Source organism: Fibrobacter sp. UWP2 (assembly GCF_900141705.1).
Taxonomy (GTDB): domain Bacteria; phylum Fibrobacterota; class Fibrobacteria; order Fibrobacterales; family Fibrobacteraceae; genus Fibrobacter.
Window position 1 is genome coordinate 1 of sequence record NZ_FQYM01000026.1, and the last position, 21,645, is coordinate 21,645.

Genomic DNA, 21,645 nt, shown 5'->3' on the forward strand with positions numbered 1-21,645 from the left:
TTGCTTGGTGTTTTTTTGCTGAACCAAATTTACAAGTTGGAGACCACCTTTTTCTTTTTGGTTGCAGAAATTTCAACTAACTTTGGGGCATCTTCAAAAATTTGTATTTCCGATTTTTTCTTCCCAAAAGGTAGAATTCAAAATTAGCCCAGATTTAGATAAAAAATTAACCGGTCTTTCAGAGGATTCTCCATCATAAGAGCCATATACTTTTACTAGCCTTGCTTTCAAAGGAACAACAAATTCAGACGATTCTTCATGAGGATGCATTGATAAAGATTTCAGTTGTTCATTCCCCGGGAAAGACCCCAACAAAGCCGCCACAGCATCAACAACCTTTAATTTAATACCCTGTTCTTTTTCGTAATAGACCCCACCCGTTTCCACAGCCATATCAGAAAGTACATTTAGATCAGCATCATCACCGTAAGCAAACGAGTATATTGAAATATTTTTTGAACGATAGAGCTGAGTAACATCATCTAAAGTTTTTTCTCCCCCATTATTCAATCCATCTGAAACAACATACATTAGTTTAAGACTAGCCGGATTATCAATAGCAAAATCATTTATTACCTTGTAAAGAGCATCATATAAAACAGTCTTACCCGCCGGAACAATAGAATTAATTTTATCGGTTATTTCGCGAATTGAAGGATTCCCTTTCTTTTCATACACTTTAATAAGTTTTTCGTTAAAGGCATAAATGGTTATGGATATATTGGACACATCGTATTCCGCATCTAGGCTCAAAAAACTCTGTGCAATAAATTTCGCAGCCAACTTGGCTTCATCCATTTTCCCATTTACATTCATGCTCCCTGAGCAATCAAGCAAGATAACCATTTCCACACTAGTTTTATCAACCCATTGAATGTTCAGATATTTTCGAGTTTCTTTGCGATATTCTTGAGGAGACCTGCCAGCAAGTTCTACCTTCATATATGGCAATACATATGTTTTAGCAACTTCGCATGTGTCATTACGAACCCATGATGCATATCCATCAAGAACCTTTCCGTTATCAGGATTATAATTCATTAAAAAAGATTTTGCAATAAAAACATCCGATTCTGTAGGTTTCTTTTTATTTAAGGATTTATACCATCGTCTATAATTCTCTCCCGGATCAGCCCCATATACAAAATCATACTGAGGATCTCTAGTCAAAAGGTCCCATGCCGATGACAGTCCTTTAGAATCTTCGCAGCACATCGCCATCGGTGAATATGGATTAATATTAAATGAAGTACTCAAATTAGCCCACTGCCATTGAATATTATCATCACCGCAAGCTTTCGATGCGGCAACGTCATATTGATAATACATCAAAGAATGAGCGACAGAAACCCTATTTATTCCAGGCAAATCCATTCCCCATGGGAAAACGCCTTCATCCCTAATATCGATACGACGGCCACTTGCATCTTTCAAATTAAACGAGTAAATACCAAAATCCAACTGAGATGCATTTACCTGATCAATCATGGCAAAATCATTCACCATAAGCCCTGTTCCCCCAAGAGCCGTACTACTCAACCCCTGTGGGATACGGCCCACAACACCATTATTTCCTTTTATCGGGACAAATACTACTGGTGTTCCCTGCGAAAAAACAGACATATGTTTTTTGAAATAGAGCGGATAATTTAATAAATTTCCTTTATCTTTGATTGTAATCCAATCCGTAACTGGATCAGCCGTTATTTCTAAAGGGAACGCATAATTCGTTGGCTCCAAAAGAGTCTTTGCATAATCATCATCAATAGCATACCGATAATGCATTGTTTCATGAGTCAACGTTATTCCAAAATCCAAACGACTCTGATCATCCGCAATACTCTTACCTGCGCCCCAATCATCTGAAACCCCTATTCCATCCGTTCCAGCTCCAGGCCAAACATTTGTTATTTTCCATTTAATATCCGTACTAGAACAAAATCTATTTTCTGGATAGATAATAATATTTCCGATAAAATTAGCACCATTGGTCGCTTCATATAAACCATCTGCATAATAGCCAAGAATATCCTCGTATATATCCTTTTCAGCCTCTGTGGGATTCTTTTCCATGCATATGGTCAAATCATGAACTTCTTCAGACGGAGAACCATCAGCATCATACGCAGTCACTCTTACCCTTGAAAAAGGAGAATTCAAAGCATAAACCGCAGATGAAAATAGGAAAAGAAGAAGTAATTTTTTCATACAAAGTATTATAATCAAACTCCCCATAGAACGCTATCTTTGTAAAACAAAGTTTTACAAACAACCGATTGCTACCTCTTTTTTTTTACATATATTGATTATATGCGCAGTGCAGTAATGTACATCCTTTTGTTCGCATGCTCCATTTTTGCCGCAGGCCCCAACGATGATTATCCAGAATCCGGAGACTGTTTCAACATAATCAGCGTGCTTGATGATTTCAACATCATCAGTGTTAAAGGCATGCAGCTGCGGAAAAATTTGGCTGATAGCACCATTATTGGTCTTCATCAGACCGCTTCCTTTTCTGGAATTGTTGATTCCGTAGTTGACACCGCATACATTGAATACATAACCTCCAATGGAAAGATTTCTTCCGAAAAAGGATTGTTCTATATAGGTGCAGACTCAACCGAAAAATATTCCAAACGAATTACTCTACAGAGATTTGAAAAACACGGCAATGCAGAATCTTCTATGGACAAAATTCTGGATTCTTCCTGGATTTTTGTTCCCCATGAAATTGATGTAAATATTGGAGATTCAATTTACATCAAAGATTATTCAGCCATGTTCACATCCATTTGGAAGAATGGCGAGAATTGCACTCTCCAACATTGGGCAAACTTAAAAGGGGAATTTTTTGTTACACATGGAAATTTTTTAGGTTTGCAAAATCCAAACATTTCCATAAAACAAACCCGTAAAATGCATAACAGGGATGCAAAAGGAAAAAAATCCCTTAATTGCAATACACGTAAAGCGCGCTTCTAGCAACCCAACCCAGCCGACCTATTTCCCTTTCAGGTGATTCTTGCGCATGAACGCGAGCGCATGGCTGCGGCGACGGGCCGTCTCTTGAAGGTTCACCGACTCGTCAAACTCGTCCACAATCTCGCGGCCGAGAATCTCCTCGAGCACATCCTCGAGGCTCACGATGCCCGCGATGGAACCGAACTCGTCCACCAGGCCCACCATGTGACCGCGCTGTTTTAAAAAACGGAGCAACAGCTTGTCGAGGGTCACGCTGTCGGGAATCAGCTGGAGCGGCCGCATAAGCTGGCGGAGCTTTACATCGCGCTTGCCCTCGGCCAACAGGTTGTAGGCGTCACGACGCAGGACAATGCCTATCCAGTCGTCCTTTTTGCCACCATATAGTGGTATACGGGAGAACGGCCAGTTACCGCGTTCGTCCAAGCTCTCGCCAAGGCTCTTGTCGGCGGGGAGGCTGAACACCACCTGGCGCGGGGTCATGACCTTGCGCGCGGGGATGGACTTGAGGGAGAGAATGTTCTTGATGACTGACGCCTGCTGACGGTCGATAACGTCTTCGCGGAGCCCGAGACTCACCAGGCTGTGGATGTCCTCGACGCTCACGTCCTTTTTTTCTTCGTCCTCGTGCGTCCAGTGCTTGGTAAGCGTGAGGCAGAGCCAGATGATGCCCGTCCACGAGAGTGCCTTGGTAATGTAGTAGAAAGGCACGGCGACCAACGGGGCCATGGTCTTCGCCTGCTTGACGCCCAATGTTTTGGGGGTGATTTCGCCGAACAGCAAAATGAGGATGGTCAGCACTATGGGGAGCGCCATCGCCCCCGCAGGGGAAAGCCGCTTTACGGCAAGGGCCGTGGCGAGGGACGCGCCCACCGTGTTTGCCACCGTGTTCACCACGAGCACCGAGGCGATGTAGCGGTCGATATTCTTTTTCACGTGGGTCATGTACCGGGCGGTAAACTTTTTGTTCTTTTGCAAAAACTCCACCGTCGCGGGAGGCACGCTGTAAAAGGACGCCTCCGTCACGGAGCAGAACGCCGAAATGGCGAGGCAGCCCAAAACAGTCAATACAATCGCAAACATTATTCCATCCCAACCAAGGAGGGTTCAATCGCCCAGAACTTGGTTTGTTCAAAATCAACAAAATAATCAAGTATGGCGGACGGGTTCTTCACCAAAAAATCGCTATCGGTGTTGAGTTGCACCAGTTCCACGTCGGTAGACTCGCCTATCTCGGCCAGCTTTTTCGCCATAGCGATGGCGTCGTCCATGCCGCCCAACGACTGCACCAGCCCGGCATCAAAAGCCTTGTGGCCAATCATCACGCGACCGCCGCCATAAGCGGTATCGACCGTCGCCTGCGGGATTCCCGTCGCCTTGGAGACTATGCCCGTAAAGCGGTTGTAGAAGTCGTCCATGTAGTCTTGCAGGGCCGCCTTTTCTTCATCGGTCCAGGGTCGGGCAAAGGTTTCCGCATCGGCGTGGTCATGCGTTTTTACAGGCTCGGCACGGAGTCCCACCTTTTGCATGAGCCCGCTCAGGTCGACCTTGCCGCCATAAATGCCGATGCTCCCCACAATAGAATAGCTCTCAGCCATAATGTGGTCGGCTCCGCAAGCAATGTAGTAGGCGCCCGAAGCGCCCATGCTGCCGATGCTCGCCACCACAGGGATTCCTTGTTCACTCACGTGCCGCAAGGCGTGCCAAATCTTATCAGAGGCGATGGCGCTCCCGCCTGGCGAAGATATGCGCACCACCAACGCCTGCGCACGCGTACCCGGAAGCCTGCGCAAATCCTCGGTCACGGCACGTTCCATACGCGAGTCAATAGAGCCGTCGATATTCAGTAGGGCAATCTCGGCACGGTGCGCCCAGCTCTCGTCGAACATGCGACGGTCCATGGGCGCCCAGGTCTTGAAATGCGCCTGGGGAACATCCAAATCAAAGAAAGTCTTGAGAGCATAGGAGGGCACCTGGTCCAGGTAGAGCATGGTGTCGACGAGTCCCGCGTTCTTGGCGTACTTCGCCGTGACCATCGGGATTTTTGCGAGGGAGTCCAGCTGGGCTACCCGCTCCTCGAGGCCCTGGGCTGTACCGCGACGGCCATACGAGACCATGGTATTCAACGCCTTCCACAAATCCTTGTAGAGGGTTTCCCTGTTCTCGCGGGCTTCCACCGACATGGAGTCGGCTACGTAGGGTTCCACCGCCGACTTGTAGGCGCCATGACGCAAGAACTCCACCTTGACGCCAAGCTTGTCAAAGAGCCCCTTGTAAAAAGTGACGTTCCCGCCCAGGCCGCGCCAGGCAAAGTGCGCCGAAGGTTCCACCACAATGCGGTCGGCCGAGGAGGCCGCCAACAAAACGGAAGGACGTACGTCGTCGAGGTAAGCGACCACCTTGCCACCGCGAGCGCGGTGACGCATGACCAGGCGGTTGATTTCGCCCGAAATGCCGACGTTCCCCTTGTAGCCCGAAAAATCGAGAACCACAAGCCCGCAAGAGCGGTCATGCAGCATATGGTCAAAGAGATTGCGGACCTTCAAAATTCCAATGGAGCTCTTTTGGAAGAACATGAATTCTTCCTCCACCTCGGACACTTCCATGTTCAAGGGGACACGAATGATTTTTGCAGACCAGGCCGCATCGGGGTTACGCGAACGGTGGAATCCCCAGGCGCCGCGCTTGGGCAGGTAATCGTCGTAAACGGTAGTGGCGACATCGTTGTAGCCGCCAATCGACGCCGAAAGCGTGAGCGTGTACTCGTCGTCGTCGCCATAAACAGGCATCTTGAATCCAAAGCGGTAGCCGTACAGTTCCAGTTCAAAGAGAAGGCGGTGTTCTTCCCAGTCCTCGAGGTCATAGCTTACACCAAAGTTACGACCCAAACGCACCGTGGCACCAATATTTTGCACGCGGTCCATGGACTCGGGGCCCAAATACAGCAGGTTGTCGCAGGAATAGCCCAGCGAAAGGTTCCGGAACGGGCGGATCATGAGGCCCAAGCCGTAGCTCCACTCCGTGCCCTTAAAGCCGGCACTGCGGAGCGCCGTAACGCGGCTCCCGTAAAAAACATAGCGGTTCAGCAAGTCCGTGGCGTGCGTGATGCTCCAGCGGGTCTCGTCGTACTGTTCGTCATCAAAACGGTAATCAAAACCCACGCCCCAATGGCCAAGGTTCCCGCCCGCGCGAAACATGGAGATTCCGTCGTCGTACTGGTAATCGGTAAGGGCGCCCCACGAATCAAAGGCGGTGAGCCCGGCCGGGTTTCCAAAAACGCCATGCCCCCCTTCCAGCGAAACAAAGCGGGATTCGCCTGGAAGGTACGCCTGGGCGGCGGCCGCAAGGGCAAATAAAGTTGCTAAAATCTTTTTCATCGTAAACATATTAGAAAAAAATTATATTTGACTGAACTGCACTTGGCGAAAAACATGAACAAAGCTCTGACAATTATCATCCCCACCTACAATATGGAAAAATACTTGGACAAGTGTTTGCGCTCTCTCGTTATCGAAAAGAGCGACACCCTTGCCCTGTTGGAAGTCCTGGTGGTCATTGACGGCGCTACGGACAAGTCCCTCGAAATAGCCAACCAATACCAGGAAACCCATCCCGAGACCTTCCGCGTAATAGAGAAGCCCAATGGGAACTACGGTTCCTGCATCAATCGCGGTCTCAAGGAAGCTACCGGCAAGTACATCAAGATTTTGGACGCCGACGACTACGCCGTTACCGAGAATCTCGAAAAGCTGGTGCTCTTTTTAAGCCAAAGCGACGTAGACCTGGTCATCACCAACTTTCAAAAAGTCAACGAGCGCGGTGAAATTTTTGAATCGTCAAAATTCTATGCGCAGCCCGATACGGAGCTCAATTTTTCGGCAATCGACCCCAAGAAGACCATGGAAATGCACATGGTCACCTACAAAACCGAAAACCTGCGGGCGTTGGGGTACACCCAGACCGAAAAAATATCGTACACCGACCAAGAATGGATTTTTATGCCCATGGTCACGGTCCAAAAATTCTACTACCTCGACATTACCGTGTACAACTACCTGTGGGGTCGAGAAGGCCAAACAATGGATGCCGCGGTCTACCTCAAATCGCAAACGCAGCTAATGATAGTGTGCCTTGCCATGATCCGCGAATACAAGAACTGCGAAACAGACTTTACCCACAAGGCCTACCTCACGGAGCGCCTGTACAAAAACTTAAAACGCATTTACCGAACGGCACTCGTCGACAACCCCGACGTGGACCTGCAACCGCTCATCGCTTTTGACGGCCTATTAAAAAGGCAGAGCCGCGACGCCTATAAGCTCGTAAGCCGCTGCAAGCTCCGCGGTCGCTACCCCTACATTTGGGTATGGCGCTTGCTCAAATACAAACGCACCCCCTCCCTGATCAAGTATTTTTTATGAACCTGGAACAAGAGACTCGCAACGGCTACACCGTCACCGCCCAAATGAAAAAAGTCTGGACGGTTCAAATGGACATGGTGAAAAAGCTGATTGACGTGTGCCAGCGCCACCAGTTGGGCATCTGGGCCGCCAGCGGAACGCTCCTCGGGTGCGTACGCGAGCACGGATTCATCCCGTGGGACGACGACATCGACATGGTCATGTTCCGCGACGACTACGACAAACTCCTGGCCATTGCCGACCAGGAATTCAAGCACCCGTATTTTTTGCAGTCCGCCTACTCCGAGAAGGCGCCCTACCCCAGGGAACACGCCCAGCTCCGCATGGCAGGCACGACGGCAATCATCCCCTACGACATTTTTGCCGACTTTAACCAGGGAATCTTCATCGACATCTTTGTGCAGGACGGCGTTCCCGACGACGAGAACGAGCTCCTGGCAAAACTCGAAAAAATCAACAAGCTCAAGTTCTACCTGCAAAAAAAGACATTCGGGTACAAACTCCGCACGGGCGTCCCCTCCACATGGATCAAGTGGGCAAAGCTCAAATGGCATTTCTTGTTCCACTCCTTCATCGACACGTACCGCGCCCTCGAAGAGGAACTCCGCAAGCACCCCGCGAGCCAATGCAAGTACGTCTCGAAGGTGGGACTCTTTAGCAACATGAAGTACCTCACCAACAAAAAACTTGAGAGGGAATGGTACAACAAGACGGTCTATTTGCCCTTTGAAGACATGCAGATGCCCGTACCAGCCGACTACGACAAGGTGCTCACCGCCCTTTACGGCGACTACATGAAACCCGCCCAGGCACCCACTTGCCACGGCGGATTTGCCGCACTCGACACCAATAAACCGTACCAGGAATACCTGCCGCGTTTAAGGGCGCAGGCGAAAAAAAAGTAATATTGCACTATGGCTGAGGGCAGTTTAAAAAACAAAGTCATCGGAGGCATGGCCTGGACTGGCATCGAGAAGATTGTCAACAAGGCCGTCAATTTTTTGATTGGCATCGCCCTCGCCCGTATGCTCGCCCCGACCGACTACGGCGTCATCGGCATGCTCGCCATCTTTATCGCCGTGGCGAACACCTTCACCGATAGTGGGCTCTCGAACGCGCTCATCCAAAAGCAGGACCGCACCGAAAAAGACTTTTGCACCATCTTTTACTTCAACATTGTCGTAGCCATCGGCTTCTACCTCGCCCTCTTTTTTGCGTCGCCCTACATTGCCCAGTTCTACAACATGCCCATCTTGGAAGACGTCACCAAAGTGGTCGCCCTCTCCCTTATCATTACCGGCTTTACCGCGGTCCAGCGCACCCGCCTCACCATTGACCTGCGGTTCCAAACACAGGCCCTCATTTCGGTCATCAGCCTGCTTGTGACGGGCGCCGTGGGCCTGATCCTCGCCTACCTGGGCTTTGGCGTGTGGGCGCTCGTGTTCCAGGCGCTGGCAGGGCAGCTGATTTCCTCGATTTGCATTTGGTACTGCTCCCGTTGGATGCCCAAGCTCATTTTTTCAAAGACCTCGTTTAAGCAGCTCTTTGGATTCGGTTCAAAGCTCCTTTGCTCAAGCCTCATCAACACCATTTACGGGAACCTCTACACCCTGGTCATAGGCAAGGCGTTCTCCCCCGCCGACGTGGGCTTTTACAACAAGGGCAACGAATACGCGCTGCTCCCCACGCAAGCCATGCAAGACATGACCCTCAAGGTCAACTACCCCATTTTGGCCAAGATGCAGGACGACAACGAGCGCCTGCTGCGCGCCTACCGCAAGTTGCTGCGCACGCCCCTCTTTTTGCTCTACCCCGTCCTCACCGTGATCGCCGTGACCGCAGAGCCGCTCATCGAGGTGATGATTGGCCCCAAGTGGCTTCCCTGCGTCCCCATACTGCAGGTGCTGTGCTTTGGCTACATGTTCTCCCCGCTCACGCACATCAACCTGAACCTGCTCTATGTGAAGGGCCGCACCGACCTGGTCCTTAAACTGGAACTCATCAAAAAGCCCATCGGCTTCGCCATCCTGTTCGCGACACTCCCCTTCGGGATTTACGCCATGGTCATCGGAAAGGCCGCCTACGAGTTCATCGCCTTCTCGTTCAACTGCTACTACACCGGGAAGATTCTAAACTACGGCGAAATCAAGCAACTCAGGGTGCTCATCCCTGTATTCGTCCAAATTGCCGTCATGGGTGTCGTCACGCATTTCGCCATGATACCTTTTGACGGGAGCGTCGCCAAGGTGGCCGTGGGCATCGTCACCGCCGCGGTCGTGTATTTCGGGATCGCCGCCATCGTCAAGGACGAGAGCTTCATGGACTTCAAAGAGATCATTCTCTCGAAAATACGTCCATCGCGCGCTCAATGACATCGTCCATGTCGTAGTACTTGTACTCGGCCAGACGGCCGCCAAAAATGACGTTCGGCAGCTGTTTTGACAAGGCAACGTACTCCTGATACAAGCGACTGTTTTTCTCGTCGTTCACCGTGTAAAAACGTTCCTTGCCAGGTTCCCACGTCATTGGATACTCGCGGGTGATCACCGTCTTGGGCTGTTCCCCGAATTCAAAATGCTTGTGCTCGATGATGCGGGTGTAGGGAACAGACGCATCGATATAGTTCACCACGGCGTTGCCCTGGAAGTTCGTGCAATCCAGGAGCTCGGTTTCAAAGCGAAGCGAACGGTATTCCAAAGTTCCAAGCCGGAAACTAAAGAACTCGTCTATGGGGCCCGTGTACACGATTTTTTTTGCCAACGATTCCAGCTCGGAACGGCACTTCAAGAAGTCCATGTCCAGGCGGACCTCAATCCCCTCGAGCATCGCCTTGACCAACCCGGTGTAGCCGCCCACAGGGATTCCCTGGAACAAGTCGTTAAAATAATTGTTGTCGAAGGTGAACCGTACCGGCAAACGTTTGATGACCGAAGTGGGCAACTCTGTGCACTTGCGCCCCCACTGTTTTTCGGTGTATTCCTTGATCAGGGCCTCGTACACGTCGCGCCCCACAAGGCTTAGAGCCTGCTCCTCCAGGTTGCGAGGTTCCGTGACTCCCGACGCCGCGCGCTGTTCCTCGATTTTTGCCATGGCCTCCGCAGGCGTTTTTACGCCCCAAAGCTGGTAAAAGGTGTTCATGTTGAACGGCAGGTTGAACAACCGCCCCCGGGAAAGGGCTACCGGCGAATTGGTGTAGCGGTTGAACGGGACAAACGAGTTGACAAAATTCCATACCCGAGCGTTGGACGTGTGGAAAATGTGGGCGCCGTACTTATGAACGTCAATGCCCTCGACGTTCTCCGTATAGCAGTTCCCCGCCACATGCGGGCGCTTTTCGACGACCATGACGCTTTTGCCCGCTTTTTTTGCCAAATGGGCGAAAGTCGCGCCAAAAAGTCCTGAACCTACGACCAAGTAATCCAACATGACCGAAATATAACTATTTTGCAAATACACACGGAGTTTTACACTTTATGCAAGCTATTATTCTCGCCGCCGGAATGGGAAAGCGACTTGGTGAATACACCAAGGAGAACACGAAGTGCATGGTTCCCGTAAACGGCGTGCCACTGATTGACCGCACCCTGCGTCAACTGGGCGAACTCAATCTCAACCGGATTGTCGTTGTCACCGGGTACGAAGGCCAGAAACTGAAGGATTACATCGAATCGCACCACAAGGGCACCAAAATCGAATACGTAAACAACCCGATTTACGACAAGACGAACAACATCTTCTCGCTGGCTCTCGCCAAGGACAAGCTCGCGGAAGACGATTCCCTGCTCATCGAATCGGACCTCATTTTCGAAGACGGAATCTTCGAGACCCTCGCAAAGCACCCGTTCCCGAACCTCGCACTCGTTGCCAAGTACGAAAGCTGGATGGACGGGACCATGGTGAAAATCGACGGCGAAAACAACATCGTGAACTTTATCACCAAGGACGCGTTCAACTACAAGGAATCCGGCCAGTACTACAAGACCGCGAACACTTACAAGTTCAGCAGGGAATTCGCCGCCAGCAAGTACGTACCGTTCCTCGAAGCCTACTGCAAGGCGGTCGGCAACAACGAATACTACGAAAACGTATTGCGCGTCATCACCTTCCTCGACAGTCACGACCTGAAGGCTCTCTCCATCACCGGGAAAAAGTGGTACGAAATCGACGACAAGCAAGATTTGGATATCGCGGAAGCGCTGTTCGCCGAAGAGAAGGACGTCATCCGCAAGTACTACGGGCGCTACGGAGGATTCTGGCGTTTCCCGGGAATGCTTGATTACTGCTACCTCGTGAACCCGTATTTCGGCGAGTCAAAAATCATCGACGAAATGGAAGCGAACTTCCGCACGCTCGCCGGCCAGTATCCATCGGGAATGAAGGTGAATACACTGCTCGCGAGCAAGTGCTGGGGAATCCGCGAAGACTGGATTCTTCCCGGAAACGGTGCGGCGGAACTCATCAAGGCACTGATGGAACAACTGCCCGGGACGCTCGGCATCATCCGCCCGACATTCGAAGAATACCCCAATAGGCGCCGCCCGGAATCGCTCGTGACCTTCGTGCCGAAGAACAGCGACTACCGCTATACCGCAGACGACCTTATCGATTTCTTTAGCAAGAACCACGCCGACAGCGTCCTGCTCATCAACCCGGACAATCCCTCGGGCAACTTCATCCCATTCAACAATTTGCTACGGTTGGCCGATTGGGCCGAAAGCGCCGGGACAAGGCTCGTCGTCGACGAAAGTTTTGTCGACTTCAGCGCGGGCTACCGCGACAATACGCTCCTGCGCAACGACATCCTGGAAAAATTCCCGCACCTGGTCGTCATGAAGAGCATCTCCAAGAGCTACGGCGTGCCGGGCATCCGCCTCGGCATCCTATGCAGTTCCGACGAAGAACTCATACGCAATATCAAGAAAAGCGTGAGCATCTGGAACATCAACAGCTTCGCCGAATTCTTCATGCAGATTTACAACAAGTACGAGAAGGATTACCTGCGCGCCTGCGACAAATTCATCGCCACGCGAGACGAACTCGAAAAGGAACTCCGGCAGGTAAAGTTCCTGCGGGTCATGCCCTCGGAAGCGAACTATTTCCTCTGCGAAATCCTCCCGCCGTTCACGGCGAACGGGCTCGTGCTCGCCATGCTGAAGAAATACAACATCCTCATGCGCGACTGCAGCGACAAGAAGGGACTTGACGGCAAACAATACATGCGCATCGCCGTACGTAGCAAGGAAGACAACGCACGACTTATCAAGGCTTTGCAAACACTCGCAAAGGATTGCTAGAATGAAAAAAATTACAATCTGTGGCGGAGGATCCCTAGGGCATGTGTGCCTAGGATTCCTCTCTTCACATGATGATTATTCTGTAAACCTTCTAACAAATCACCCAGAAAAGTGGAACCGAAACATAACCGTCACAGACATTGACGGAAAACTATTCAAGGGAACGATTGAAAAGCTGTCATCAAACCCGCAAGACGTCATCCCAGGTGCAGATATCGTTCTTTTTTGTTTGCCCGGCTTTCTAATAAAGCAGACACTGGAAAAGGTCAAACCATTCTTGTCCCCAGACACGTTCGTCGGGAGCATCGTCAGCAGTACAGGATTCTTTTTCTTCGCCCACGAAGTCTTGGGAGCAAAGGCAAAAGTTTTCGGATTCCAGAGGGTCCCCTTCATTGCCCGTGTTGTAGAGTATGGTTCAAAAGCCAATTTGTTAGGTTATAAGGCGTCTCTGAACATTGCGGTGGAAAATGCCGATAATACGGAAGACTTCAGGCAGTTCATCGAAAAGGCATTCAACACTCCCGTCAATCTGCTCCAAAGCTTTTACGAGGCCTGTCTCACAAACAGCAACCCCATTTTGCATACGGGCCGCCTGTACAGCATGTGGCACGAATGGAACGGCGTTCCCTACGACCATTGCATCCTATTCTACAAGGAATGGACAGAAGATGCCGCACAATGGCTAATCGACATGGATGCAGAATTCATGCAGCTGCTCAGAAAGCTCCCCATGAACCCCAAAGCGGTCCCTCCGCTTTTGGAATACTACGAATCCTCGGATGCAAAATCGCTGGCCGCCAAATTGAGTTCCATCAAGGCCTTCGAAACCATCAAGGCACCGATGAAGGAGACTGGCAGCGGATGGGTTCCTGACTTCGAAAGCCGATATTTTACGGAAGATTTCCCGTTTGGGCTTCGCTTTATTGTTGAGTTGGCAAAGGAATATCGCGTAGAGACCCCCAAAATAGACATCGTCTACAACTGGGGAATGTCCAAGATTTGAGGAAATTGTTAAATTAGCTCATATAAGCTAAAGGTATATTATGGCATCTGCAAAAAAAGAAGAAACCGACCTTTTTGACCTAGCGAAGGATTTGGTCAAAAACTGGTACATAGTCTTACCCTGTTTAATTCTATCAGGGATTATTGGCGTCATTGTCGCCCTGTGGATTCGTCCAGTGTATCAAGTAGACGCCCTGCTGCAAATCGAATCGAAAAGCAACAAGAGTATGGCCGGAGCCATGATGGGCGGCCTCGGAAGCCTGTTTGCCAGTTCCAGCCCCGCCGAAACAGAAATCGAACTCATCAAGAGCCGACAGATTATCGGTGACGCCGTAGACAAGATGCACCTCCAGTACATCGCCACGCCAACGCTCAAGCTGCAGAGGCTTTTCCACAAAGAAGGCAGGATGGAGCTAGTCCAGCTAGAAATTCCTTGGGACAATCTTCCCGAAGAAGAACGGGGCAAGCCGTGGGTTGCCGTTGTTAAAGACAGCCTCACATTCAAATTACTTGACCACAATAAAAAATTGATTGTCGACAACTGCCATGCCGGAGAAACCTATAAAATTCCCTATGCAGGTGATACGGTAACTTTCAGCGTTTTAAGAATGAACGTAAAAAAAGGACAATTTTTCAATCTGTATAAGAAAAATCGTCTTGACGCCATTGACGCGTTTAAAAGTGCATTTGAAATTAAAGAAAAAGGCAAAAAGACAGGTATCCTTGAATTCACCTATCAGGACATTTACCCAGACCGAGCAACAGAAATCTTGAACGAAATTGCGGCGACGTACTTGCGGCAAAACGTAGAACGCAGTAATGCGGAAGCCCAGAAAACTTTGGAATTCCTCGAAAAGCAGCTCCCCGAAGTCAAGTCGCAAATGGACAGCGCCATGTTGAGGTTCAACAACTACCGCAACCGCGTAGGCTCTGTCGACATCAATGCCGAAACACGCCTCGTCTTGGAAAAGCGCACCAAACTGCAGCAAGACCTCCTAGTGCTTCAGCAAAAGAAACAAGACGCCATTCGTCTGTTCCAACCGGAGCATCCCACCATCAAGACGTACGAAGAGCAAGAAAACGCCTTGAAGCGCGAGCTTGCTTCCAATACTAGCGAATCCAAAAAGTTGCCAGCAACTCAGCAAGAAGTCTTAAAACTCAGCAACGAAGTCGAATTGACGAAAGTCATGTACACGACCATGCTCAACAACATCCAGCAGTTGAAATTGGTTTCCGCCGGCGAAGTCGGCTCCGTGCGCATCATCGACTTTGCCGAACAGGTTTCCAGGCCAACTAAGCCAAAGAAAAAAATGATCGTTCTCATTGCGCTTTTCTTTGGATTGTTGCTTGGCGCCGCCATCGTCAGCATCAAGAGCAAGTTCAGCAACGGCGTACGTGACGCCCACTTCATTGAACGCGAAACCGGCTACAGCGTCTATGCCAAGGTCCCGAAGGGCAATCCCAAGGGAACCAAGGGCACAAGGCCTCTTGCCGTGGTCGAGCCAGACGATGTCGCCGTGGAATCCCTCCGCGCTCTGCGAAGCTCTCTCGAATTCAGCATGGACGAAGGCTGCCGCCCCGTCATTGGCATCAGCGGCCTTATCCCCAGCGTTGGAAAAAGCTTTATTTCTGTCAACTTGGCCGCATTATTTGCCGGTCTCGGCAAGAAAGTCTTGCTCATTGACGCAGACCTTCGCAAGGGCCGCTTGCACAAGGAATTTGGCCTCAAGCGTGGCAACGGACTATCACAATACTTGCTCCACGAAACAACGCTTGAAGACGTCATTCACAGTACCGAAGTCGAGAACCTCTTTGTCATCCCTTGCGGACATGTTCCTAGCAACCCGTCCGAAATTCTGGGATCCAAGCACTACTCCGACATGATTGACGAATTGGAAAAGCACTACGACTTGATTATTGTCGACACACCGCCAATCATGTTGGTCACCGACGCCGCACTCGCTTGCCGCCAGGCTTCTCAGATCGTGATGGTCATTGAATACAACAAGCACAGCATTGAAGCAATCCAGGATGGCATGGCCCAATTGCTCAAGGGCAATACCAATGCTCACGCCAGCTTTGTTATCAACAAGTACCAGCATAGCCATTCCGATGGATTCGGATACAAGTATGGCAAATATTAGCCGTTGAAGCAAGCAAAAAAAATATTAGCCTTCTTTTTATTGGCTGCATGTTCGTGGGACTCTTCTAACAGTCCTCAAGACTATTTACCTCTCAACGACAGCGAATACCCATTCGCTGGCGTTCCGCGCCTTGTTATAGAAACAGATGATTTCCGAGGCATTCGCGACAAAGAAACGTTAATCAACGCGAAATTGCAAGTTTACGAGAAAGACGGGCCGAGCAGCGAAATCATGACTTTGACCGTAAGAGGCCGCGGAAATTCGTCTTTTCGGATGTCCAAATACGGAATCAAGCTCGACTTTGACCAAAAACAGAGTTTGTTCGGAATGCCCAAAGGGACCGATTTCGCCCTGGTCGCTAATTTCATAGACAAAACCCATGTCAAAAACTATGTAACCTATCAGCTCGCCTCCATACTGGGGGACGACTATTCACCAAAGGCTCAATTTGTCGAGGTCTTTTTCAACCGCGAGTACATAGGACTATACCTTTTGGTTGAATCCGTAAAAGTCTCAAAAAACAGAGTCATTCTAAACAAAAATAAAAACAGCTATTTAGTTGAAAAGACAACATCCCATGATGGTAAGCCCTTCTTCGAAACAAAAAACGGAAATCTCTTTGAAATAAAGTATCCCAAAGCCCCCTCACAAGAATCCATAGACATCATTGTCGAGCACTTCAACAAATTTGAAGATGAAAAAAAAGATACTGTTCATTTTATTCCATCCAATTGGATTGACACCCTTGATTTTGCAAGGTACTATTGGATTCAAGAATTTGCCAAGAATTTTGACGCAAGATTTCTTCGAAGCATCTTCGTCACATGGGAACAGGGAGACGTCCTAAAAATGGGCCCCGTTTGGGATTTTGATTTAGCCTATGGAATTTTCAGGACGGGGACAACAGAACATAAAGACTGGATCGTGCGCAACTTCGGATGGTATAAATGGCTTTGGAAAAACGATTCCTTTAAAAATAGCTGCCATAACTATTGGGCCAAGAACAAGCACATCTTCAAAAACGTTCCCGATTCCATAGAATCTGTTTCCCGACGGATAAGAAAAGCCGTCGAAAACGACAACAAGCGTTGGCCAACGCTCAATTTCACAGAAAACATGTATCACGACATCGCTTTCGAATCCTATGAAGATGCGGTAGACTCACTAAAAAAATGGGTTTCAGAACGTTATTATTGGATTGACGGGAACCTGTAAATCCAGCAAACAAACGGATTTATATATTTTTTTTCATATCAAAAAAAACGCAAAAAAAAATCAAGGAAAACTCCAATCATGGATCGTGACGCCAAAATAGATAGCATAAAATTCTTTTTGATTTTTTGCGTCGCATTAGGACATTGTTTCGGTGAATTTTGGGACAAGCCGTACGTTTTGCCCACCTATAATTTCATCTATTTGTTCCACATGCCGCTTTTCATTTTCCTTAGCGGGTATTTTACAAAAAAAAATCTTTATACAGCCGGGATTTCTGGATATCCGAATTAAAACTACTCGAAACATTCATCGTATTCAACTTCATACACAAAATACCCACTCTCCTCACCGAACCTATTGAACTTCAGGACTTGATTGTTCCAAGTTGGTCCCTGTGGTATCTTCTGAGCCTAATTTGCTGGCGTTTTTTAATTCAGATCATGGCATCGACATTTAAGAATTGTAAAGTTCTCATCACGGTCGCTTTCTTGCTGGGCGCATTAATAGGATTCTCCACCCTAAGCGGGGCACTGTCGATCCAAAGGACTTTCTGTTTCTTCCCGTTCTTCGTCGTCGGTTACTGCGTCGCACAGAATAACTTTATCGAAAAAATAAGATCGGTGAACCACATTTTCGCAATTGCCATTTGCGCCGTAACCGTCATCGCGTGTTTTGGTTTTTTGAATTTCGACATCCATCATGTCATTTGGGGATTGCACCCTTATGAGGAATTCGACGTTGCAGTTGGCTACGCATTTTCCCTTAGGCTCGCTTTTTACGTAGTCGCGTTGTCACTGTGTTTTTCGATAATCAACCTGTTCAGTTTCAAGAGCCCCTTTATGGCAAAAGAGGGAAGGAACACCCTCGTCTACTACATGTACCATACCTTGCTGCTGCTTCTGTTCTTTGACCTGGTAGAGCATTTTGACATTCCCGTCAACATAGGGGTTCTTGTATTGGTCACCCTGTTGATCATGGCCATAATTTTTGCCATGTGCAGAATCAAAGTATTCCTTTGGCTACTAAATCCCGTTTCGTCAATTTTGGCCCGACATAAAAAGAACGGCTAAAGCCTAAAGCACCTGTTTTTTGCGCAAATTCAGCGTGCCATTGCACGGACTTGCTGGACTTGGGAATTATAAAATTTCTATTTTGATTTCCACAATGAAAAAGGTAATCACATACGGGACTTACGACCTGCTACACCAGGGACACATCAATCTCCTCAAGCGAGCGAAAGCTTTGGGCGATTACTTGATTGTAGGCGTCACCAACGACAATTTCGACCGGGATCGCGGAAAACTGAACGTCCGCAACAACGTTCTGGAACGTGTCGAAGCGGTCAAGGCGACCGGGCTAGCCGATCAAATCATCATAGAGGATTACATCGGCCAAAAGATAGACGACATACAAAAATACGATGTGGACATTTTCGCCATCGGCTCTGACTGGGAAGGCAAATTCGATTACCTGAACGAGTTCTGCCAGGTCGTTTACCTGCCCCGCACCGAGGGCATCAGTTCCACGATGTTGCGGGACAGCTCCCAGGAAACCCTAAAAGTCGGGATTGTCGGCTGCGGGCGAGTCGCGCAGAGATTCCCATCCGAAGCCTCCGTCGTAAGCGGCATCAAAGTCCAGGCCGCGTACGACACCGACATCGCCGCAAGCGACTCCTTTGCCCAAAAATTCACGGACATCACGCCCTGTGCCAGCCTCGACGAACTGTACGGCCTCGTCGACGCGGTCTATATCGCCACGCCCCACCTCGCCCATTACGGCAACATAAAGTCCGCATTACAGGCAAAAAAGCATGTCCTCTGCGAAACACCCATGGTCCTGAACGGGGAAGAGGCCAAGGAACTATACAAGCTGGCCGAGTCGCAGGGCGTAATCCTCATGGAAGCGAACAAGACGGCGCACTGCCCCGCTTTCAACCACCTGGTCGTCCTCATAAAGTCCGGCCTTATCGGCGAAGTCGTCGACATCGAGGCATCCCTTTCACAGTTGCTAGACAAAAAAGGCAGGGAATTCGACGCCGCGCAGGCCGGCGGAGCCATGTTCGAGCAGGGGTCCTACCCTTTACTTCCGATCCTCAAGCTGATGGGCATCCAGTACGAAAGCCTTGAGCTATTCTCCCGACTGGAAAATGACGTAGACATTTACACGAAGGGCGTCTTGCGCTATCCCAAGGCAGTCTGTTCGTTCAAGGTGGGGCTCGGAGTCAAGACGGAAGGCGACCTGGTCATCTCCGGGACAAAGGGCTACGCCTATGTACCGGCTCCCTGGTGGAAGACGGATTACTTCGAATTAAGATACGAAGACCAAAACAACAACAAGAAATTCTTTTACAAGTGGGACGGCTTTGGACTGCGATATGAAGTTCAGGAGTTCGTCCGTTGCATATTCAATCATCGTTTCTCTTCTGCACGCCTGCGACGCCGCGAAAGCATCCAGATGGCGTTCATCATGCAGCAATTTAACGAAAAAGTGAATTTTCACGAAATTTAGAGGTCATTATGATCAATTTCACTGTGGGTCCCGTACAATCTAGCGACGCCGTCCGCGCCATCGGGGCAGAACAAGTCCCTTATTTCCGTACCCAGGAATTCTCCGAACTGATGTTCGAGAACGAGCGCCTGATAAAGAAATTCGCGAAGGCTCCGGAAGGATCAAAAGTCGCCTTCATCACGGGATCGGGTTCCGCCAGCATGGAAACCGCCATCATGAACACCCTGACCCCTGCGGACAAGGCCATCATCGTCAACGGAGGAAGCTTCGGCCACCGTTTCGTGGAACTCTGCGAACTGCACGAAATTCCCTTTGCCGAGATCAAGCTCGAGCCGGGCAAGGCGCTTAAGGCGGAACACCTCGCCGCCTACGAAGGCAAAGGCTACACCACCTTTATAGTGAACAAGCATGAGACATCGACCGGCGTGCATTACGACATGCAGCTCATCAGCGATTTCTGCAAGAGGAACAACCTCTTCTTGATCGTGGACTGCATCAGCACCTTCCTTGCCGACCCGTTCGACATGGGCGCACTCGGGGCTGACGTCATGATCACGGGCTCGCAGAAAGCGCTCGCCTGCCCTCCGGGCATTTCGGTAATGGCTCTTTCGCCCAAGGCTCTCGCCCGCATCGACGGCATCAAATGCAAGTGCCAGTATCTGGACTTGAAGATCGCCTTGAAGAACGCCGAACGCGGACAGACCCCGTGGACGCCCGCCGTGAGCATTCTCCGCCAGATCAACGCGCGGCTCAAGGAAATCGAAGCCAACGGAGGCGTCGAAGCAGAGATAGCACGCACGGCATCCCTCGCGAACTATTTCCGCGAACAAATCAAGGGCATGCCCTTCGAAATCGTTTCGGAATCCCTTTCGAACGCGGTAACCCCGCTTCACCCGACAACGGCAAGCGCCTACGACATCTTCCTCAAGATCAAGGACGAATACGGCATGTGGATTTGCCCCAATGGCGGCGACATGAAGGATACCATATTCCGCGTGGGCCATATCGGAGCGCTTACAACGGCGGATTACGACAAGCTTGTCGCTGCATTTAAGGATCTGCAGGCCAAGGGTTTCATCTAAAGGTCTTTCCAATGAACGGCGTCGTAAACAAGCTCATCCCCAATCCGGCGAAAAACGTCCTGAAGAAAATATATGCGGTCGTTTTCAGGAGCAGGCTTAAAATCAAAGAGAAGGACGAAGAGATCAAAGCGTTAAAATATCAAGTCGAATACCTCAAGCATCATTTCGACATCACGCAGATGAAGCCGGCCACCGGCTACCTGCGGGAATTCCAGCTTAAGGAACTTGACTTCACGCGACAAATTCTCAAGCTGCTCGAACCGTACGGCATAACGCCTTTCCTGGACGGCGGGGCCCTTCTCGGAGCATGCCGGCACGGGGGATTCATCCCCTGGGACGACGACATCGACTTGAGCGTCACGCGCGAGCAGTTCAACAGGCTCATCGACATCGCGAAAAAAGACTTTGTATGGGTCGATTCCACGAAAAAGAACTGCTTCTCCGCAAAATTCTACGACATGGCAATCCGGGAAAATCCAGGCAAATACGTTTTCATCCTGACTCCCTTCTGCCTTCACCTTTTTCAGGGAACCAGCCTCAGGAATTCAATGAACCTGGAATTCTTCCCGAACGACTATGTCAGGGAAGAAGTTACCGAAGAGCAGTATATTGCCTACCGCGAGAAAATCTGCAATTTTGTACACGGCAATTTAAACTGGAAAGACAGGTTCGATTTTTACGAAAAGGAACTGGAGACGAACAACATCTATTCTCAGGAACCGACCTCCCGCATTACACCGGGGATCGGCAGTTGGGACCTCACCGAGTTCAAGTTCCGCGGGTTCAGGAGCACCAGCGACCTGTTCCCGTTGCAACCCATTCCTTTCGAGAATACAGCCCTTCCGGCGCCAAGCAACCCCAAAGCCATATTGGAAGTTTCATACGGCAAGAACTGGATGCAATTCCCCGACGATGTCGGCACGCCCCATACCCTAGAAGAGCAGAATCTCTATTTCAAGTCCATCGGCGAACCCATTGACTACAGCGAATTTTAGCTGGG

Annotated in this window: 17 protein-coding genes and 1 pseudogene; 14 read left to right on the top strand and 4 right to left on the bottom strand. The window is 49.7% G+C overall.

Going from position 1 to position 21,645, the window contains the following annotated elements:
- Positions 1-93 precede the first annotated feature (93 nt).
- Positions 94-2,208, bottom strand: a complete 2,115-nt coding sequence (locus BUB55_RS11075; RefSeq protein WP_159431977.1) for a vWA domain-containing protein — start codon at positions 2,206-2,208, stop codon at positions 94-96.
- Positions 2,209-2,310: 102 nt separating this feature from the next.
- On the opposite strand from BUB55_RS11075, the gene BUB55_RS11080 reads away from it, so the two are divergent.
- Entirely contained in the window at positions 2,311-2,982 is a 672-nt protein-coding gene (locus tag BUB55_RS11080; protein WP_143153026.1) for a hypothetical protein, read from the top strand.
- An 18-nt stretch (positions 2,983-3,000) separates the two neighbouring features.
- On the opposite strand, the gene BUB55_RS11085 is transcribed toward BUB55_RS11080, so the two are convergent.
- Positions 3,001-4,062, bottom strand: coding sequence for a hemolysin family protein (locus tag BUB55_RS11085; RefSeq protein WP_073191293.1), 1,062 nt, complete (start codon positions 4,060-4,062; stop codon positions 3,001-3,003).
- The gene (sppA, locus tag BUB55_RS11090) at positions 4,062-6,356 is read right to left on the bottom strand and encodes a signal peptide peptidase SppA (RefSeq protein ID WP_073191385.1); all 2,295 of its coding nucleotides are present in this window, start codon (positions 6,354-6,356) and stop codon (positions 4,062-4,064) included. Before sppA ends, BUB55_RS11085 begins: the two co-directional genes overlap by 1 nt.
- Positions 6,357-6,410: 54 nt before the next feature.
- Here sppA and BUB55_RS11095 point away from each other — a divergent pair, with 54 nt between their 5' ends.
- The 3 genes from BUB55_RS11095 to BUB55_RS11105 are packed head-to-tail and all read left to right on the top strand — an operon-like array spanning position 6,411 to position 9,772.
- Positions 6,411-7,400, top strand: a complete 990-nt coding sequence (locus tag BUB55_RS11095; RefSeq protein ID WP_143153027.1) for a glycosyltransferase family 2 protein — start codon at positions 6,411-6,413, stop codon at positions 7,398-7,400.
- A complete protein-coding gene (locus BUB55_RS11100) occupies positions 7,397-8,305 on the top strand; it encodes a LicD family protein (RefSeq protein WP_073191299.1) in 909 nt (302 codons plus the stop codon). Before BUB55_RS11095 ends, BUB55_RS11100 begins: the two co-directional genes overlap by 4 nt.
- 48 nt (positions 8,306-8,353) lie before the next feature.
- A complete protein-coding gene (locus BUB55_RS11105; protein ID WP_159431978.1) occupies positions 8,354-9,772 on the top strand; it encodes a lipopolysaccharide biosynthesis protein in 1,419 nt (472 codons plus the stop codon).
- Here BUB55_RS11105 and glf read toward each other — a convergent pair.
- Complete coding sequence (gene glf, locus BUB55_RS11110) at positions 9,735-10,826, bottom strand: UDP-galactopyranose mutase (protein WP_073191305.1); 1,092 nt, start codon at positions 10,824-10,826, stop codon at positions 9,735-9,737. The two genes, BUB55_RS11105 and glf, sit on opposite strands and share 38 nt — an antisense overlap.
- 47 nt (positions 10,827-10,873) lie before the next feature.
- Between glf and BUB55_RS11115 the strand changes: the two genes are divergently transcribed.
- From BUB55_RS11115 to BUB55_RS11155, 10 genes and pseudogenes are all read left to right on the top strand, one after another.
- Positions 10,874-12,694: an aminotransferase class I/II-fold pyridoxal phosphate-dependent enzyme gene (locus tag BUB55_RS11115; RefSeq protein WP_073191308.1), complete on the top strand. Its 1,821-nt coding sequence runs from the start codon at positions 10,874-10,876 to the stop codon at positions 12,692-12,694.
- A gap of 1 nt (position 12,695) precedes the next feature.
- Positions 12,696-12,986 (top strand): annotated as a pseudogene (locus tag BUB55_RS14760) (2-dehydropantoate 2-reductase N-terminal domain-containing protein); the annotation flags it as partial.
- Between the two features lie 135 nt (positions 12,987-13,121).
- Positions 13,122-13,697: an NAD/NADP octopine/nopaline dehydrogenase family protein gene (locus tag BUB55_RS14595; protein WP_234971909.1), complete on the top strand. Its 576-nt coding sequence runs from the start codon at positions 13,122-13,124 to the stop codon at positions 13,695-13,697.
- A 40-nt stretch (positions 13,698-13,737) separates the two neighbouring features.
- Complete coding sequence (locus tag BUB55_RS11125) at positions 13,738-15,840, top strand: polysaccharide biosynthesis tyrosine autokinase (protein WP_073191313.1); 2,103 nt, start codon at positions 13,738-13,740, stop codon at positions 15,838-15,840.
- Between the two features lie 3 nt (positions 15,841-15,843).
- Positions 15,844-17,055: a CotH kinase family protein gene (locus BUB55_RS11130; protein WP_143153028.1), complete on the top strand. Its 1,212-nt coding sequence runs from the start codon at positions 15,844-15,846 to the stop codon at positions 17,053-17,055.
- A gap of 78 nt (positions 17,056-17,133) precedes the next feature.
- Positions 17,134-17,346, top strand: a complete 213-nt coding sequence (locus BUB55_RS14765; RefSeq protein WP_073191319.1) for an acyltransferase family protein — start codon at positions 17,134-17,136, stop codon at positions 17,344-17,346.
- Positions 17,347-17,411: 65 nt separating this feature from the next.
- Positions 17,412-18,125, top strand: coding sequence for an acyltransferase family protein (locus BUB55_RS11140; protein ID WP_255369501.1), 714 nt, complete (start codon positions 17,412-17,414; stop codon positions 18,123-18,125).
- Between the two features lie 94 nt (positions 18,126-18,219).
- Positions 18,220-19,563, top strand: coding sequence for a Gfo/Idh/MocA family oxidoreductase (locus BUB55_RS11145; RefSeq protein ID WP_073191326.1), 1,344 nt, complete (start codon positions 18,220-18,222; stop codon positions 19,561-19,563).
- 8 nt (positions 19,564-19,571) lie between these two features.
- Positions 19,572-20,645, top strand: a complete 1,074-nt coding sequence (locus tag BUB55_RS11150; protein WP_073191330.1) for a pyridoxal-phosphate-dependent aminotransferase family protein — start codon at positions 19,572-19,574, stop codon at positions 20,643-20,645.
- A gap of 11 nt (positions 20,646-20,656) precedes the next feature.
- The gene (locus BUB55_RS11155; RefSeq protein WP_073191333.1) at positions 20,657-21,640 is read left to right on the top strand and encodes a LicD family protein; all 984 of its coding nucleotides are present in this window, start codon (positions 20,657-20,659) and stop codon (positions 21,638-21,640) included.
- Positions 21,641-21,645 lie beyond the last annotated feature (5 nt).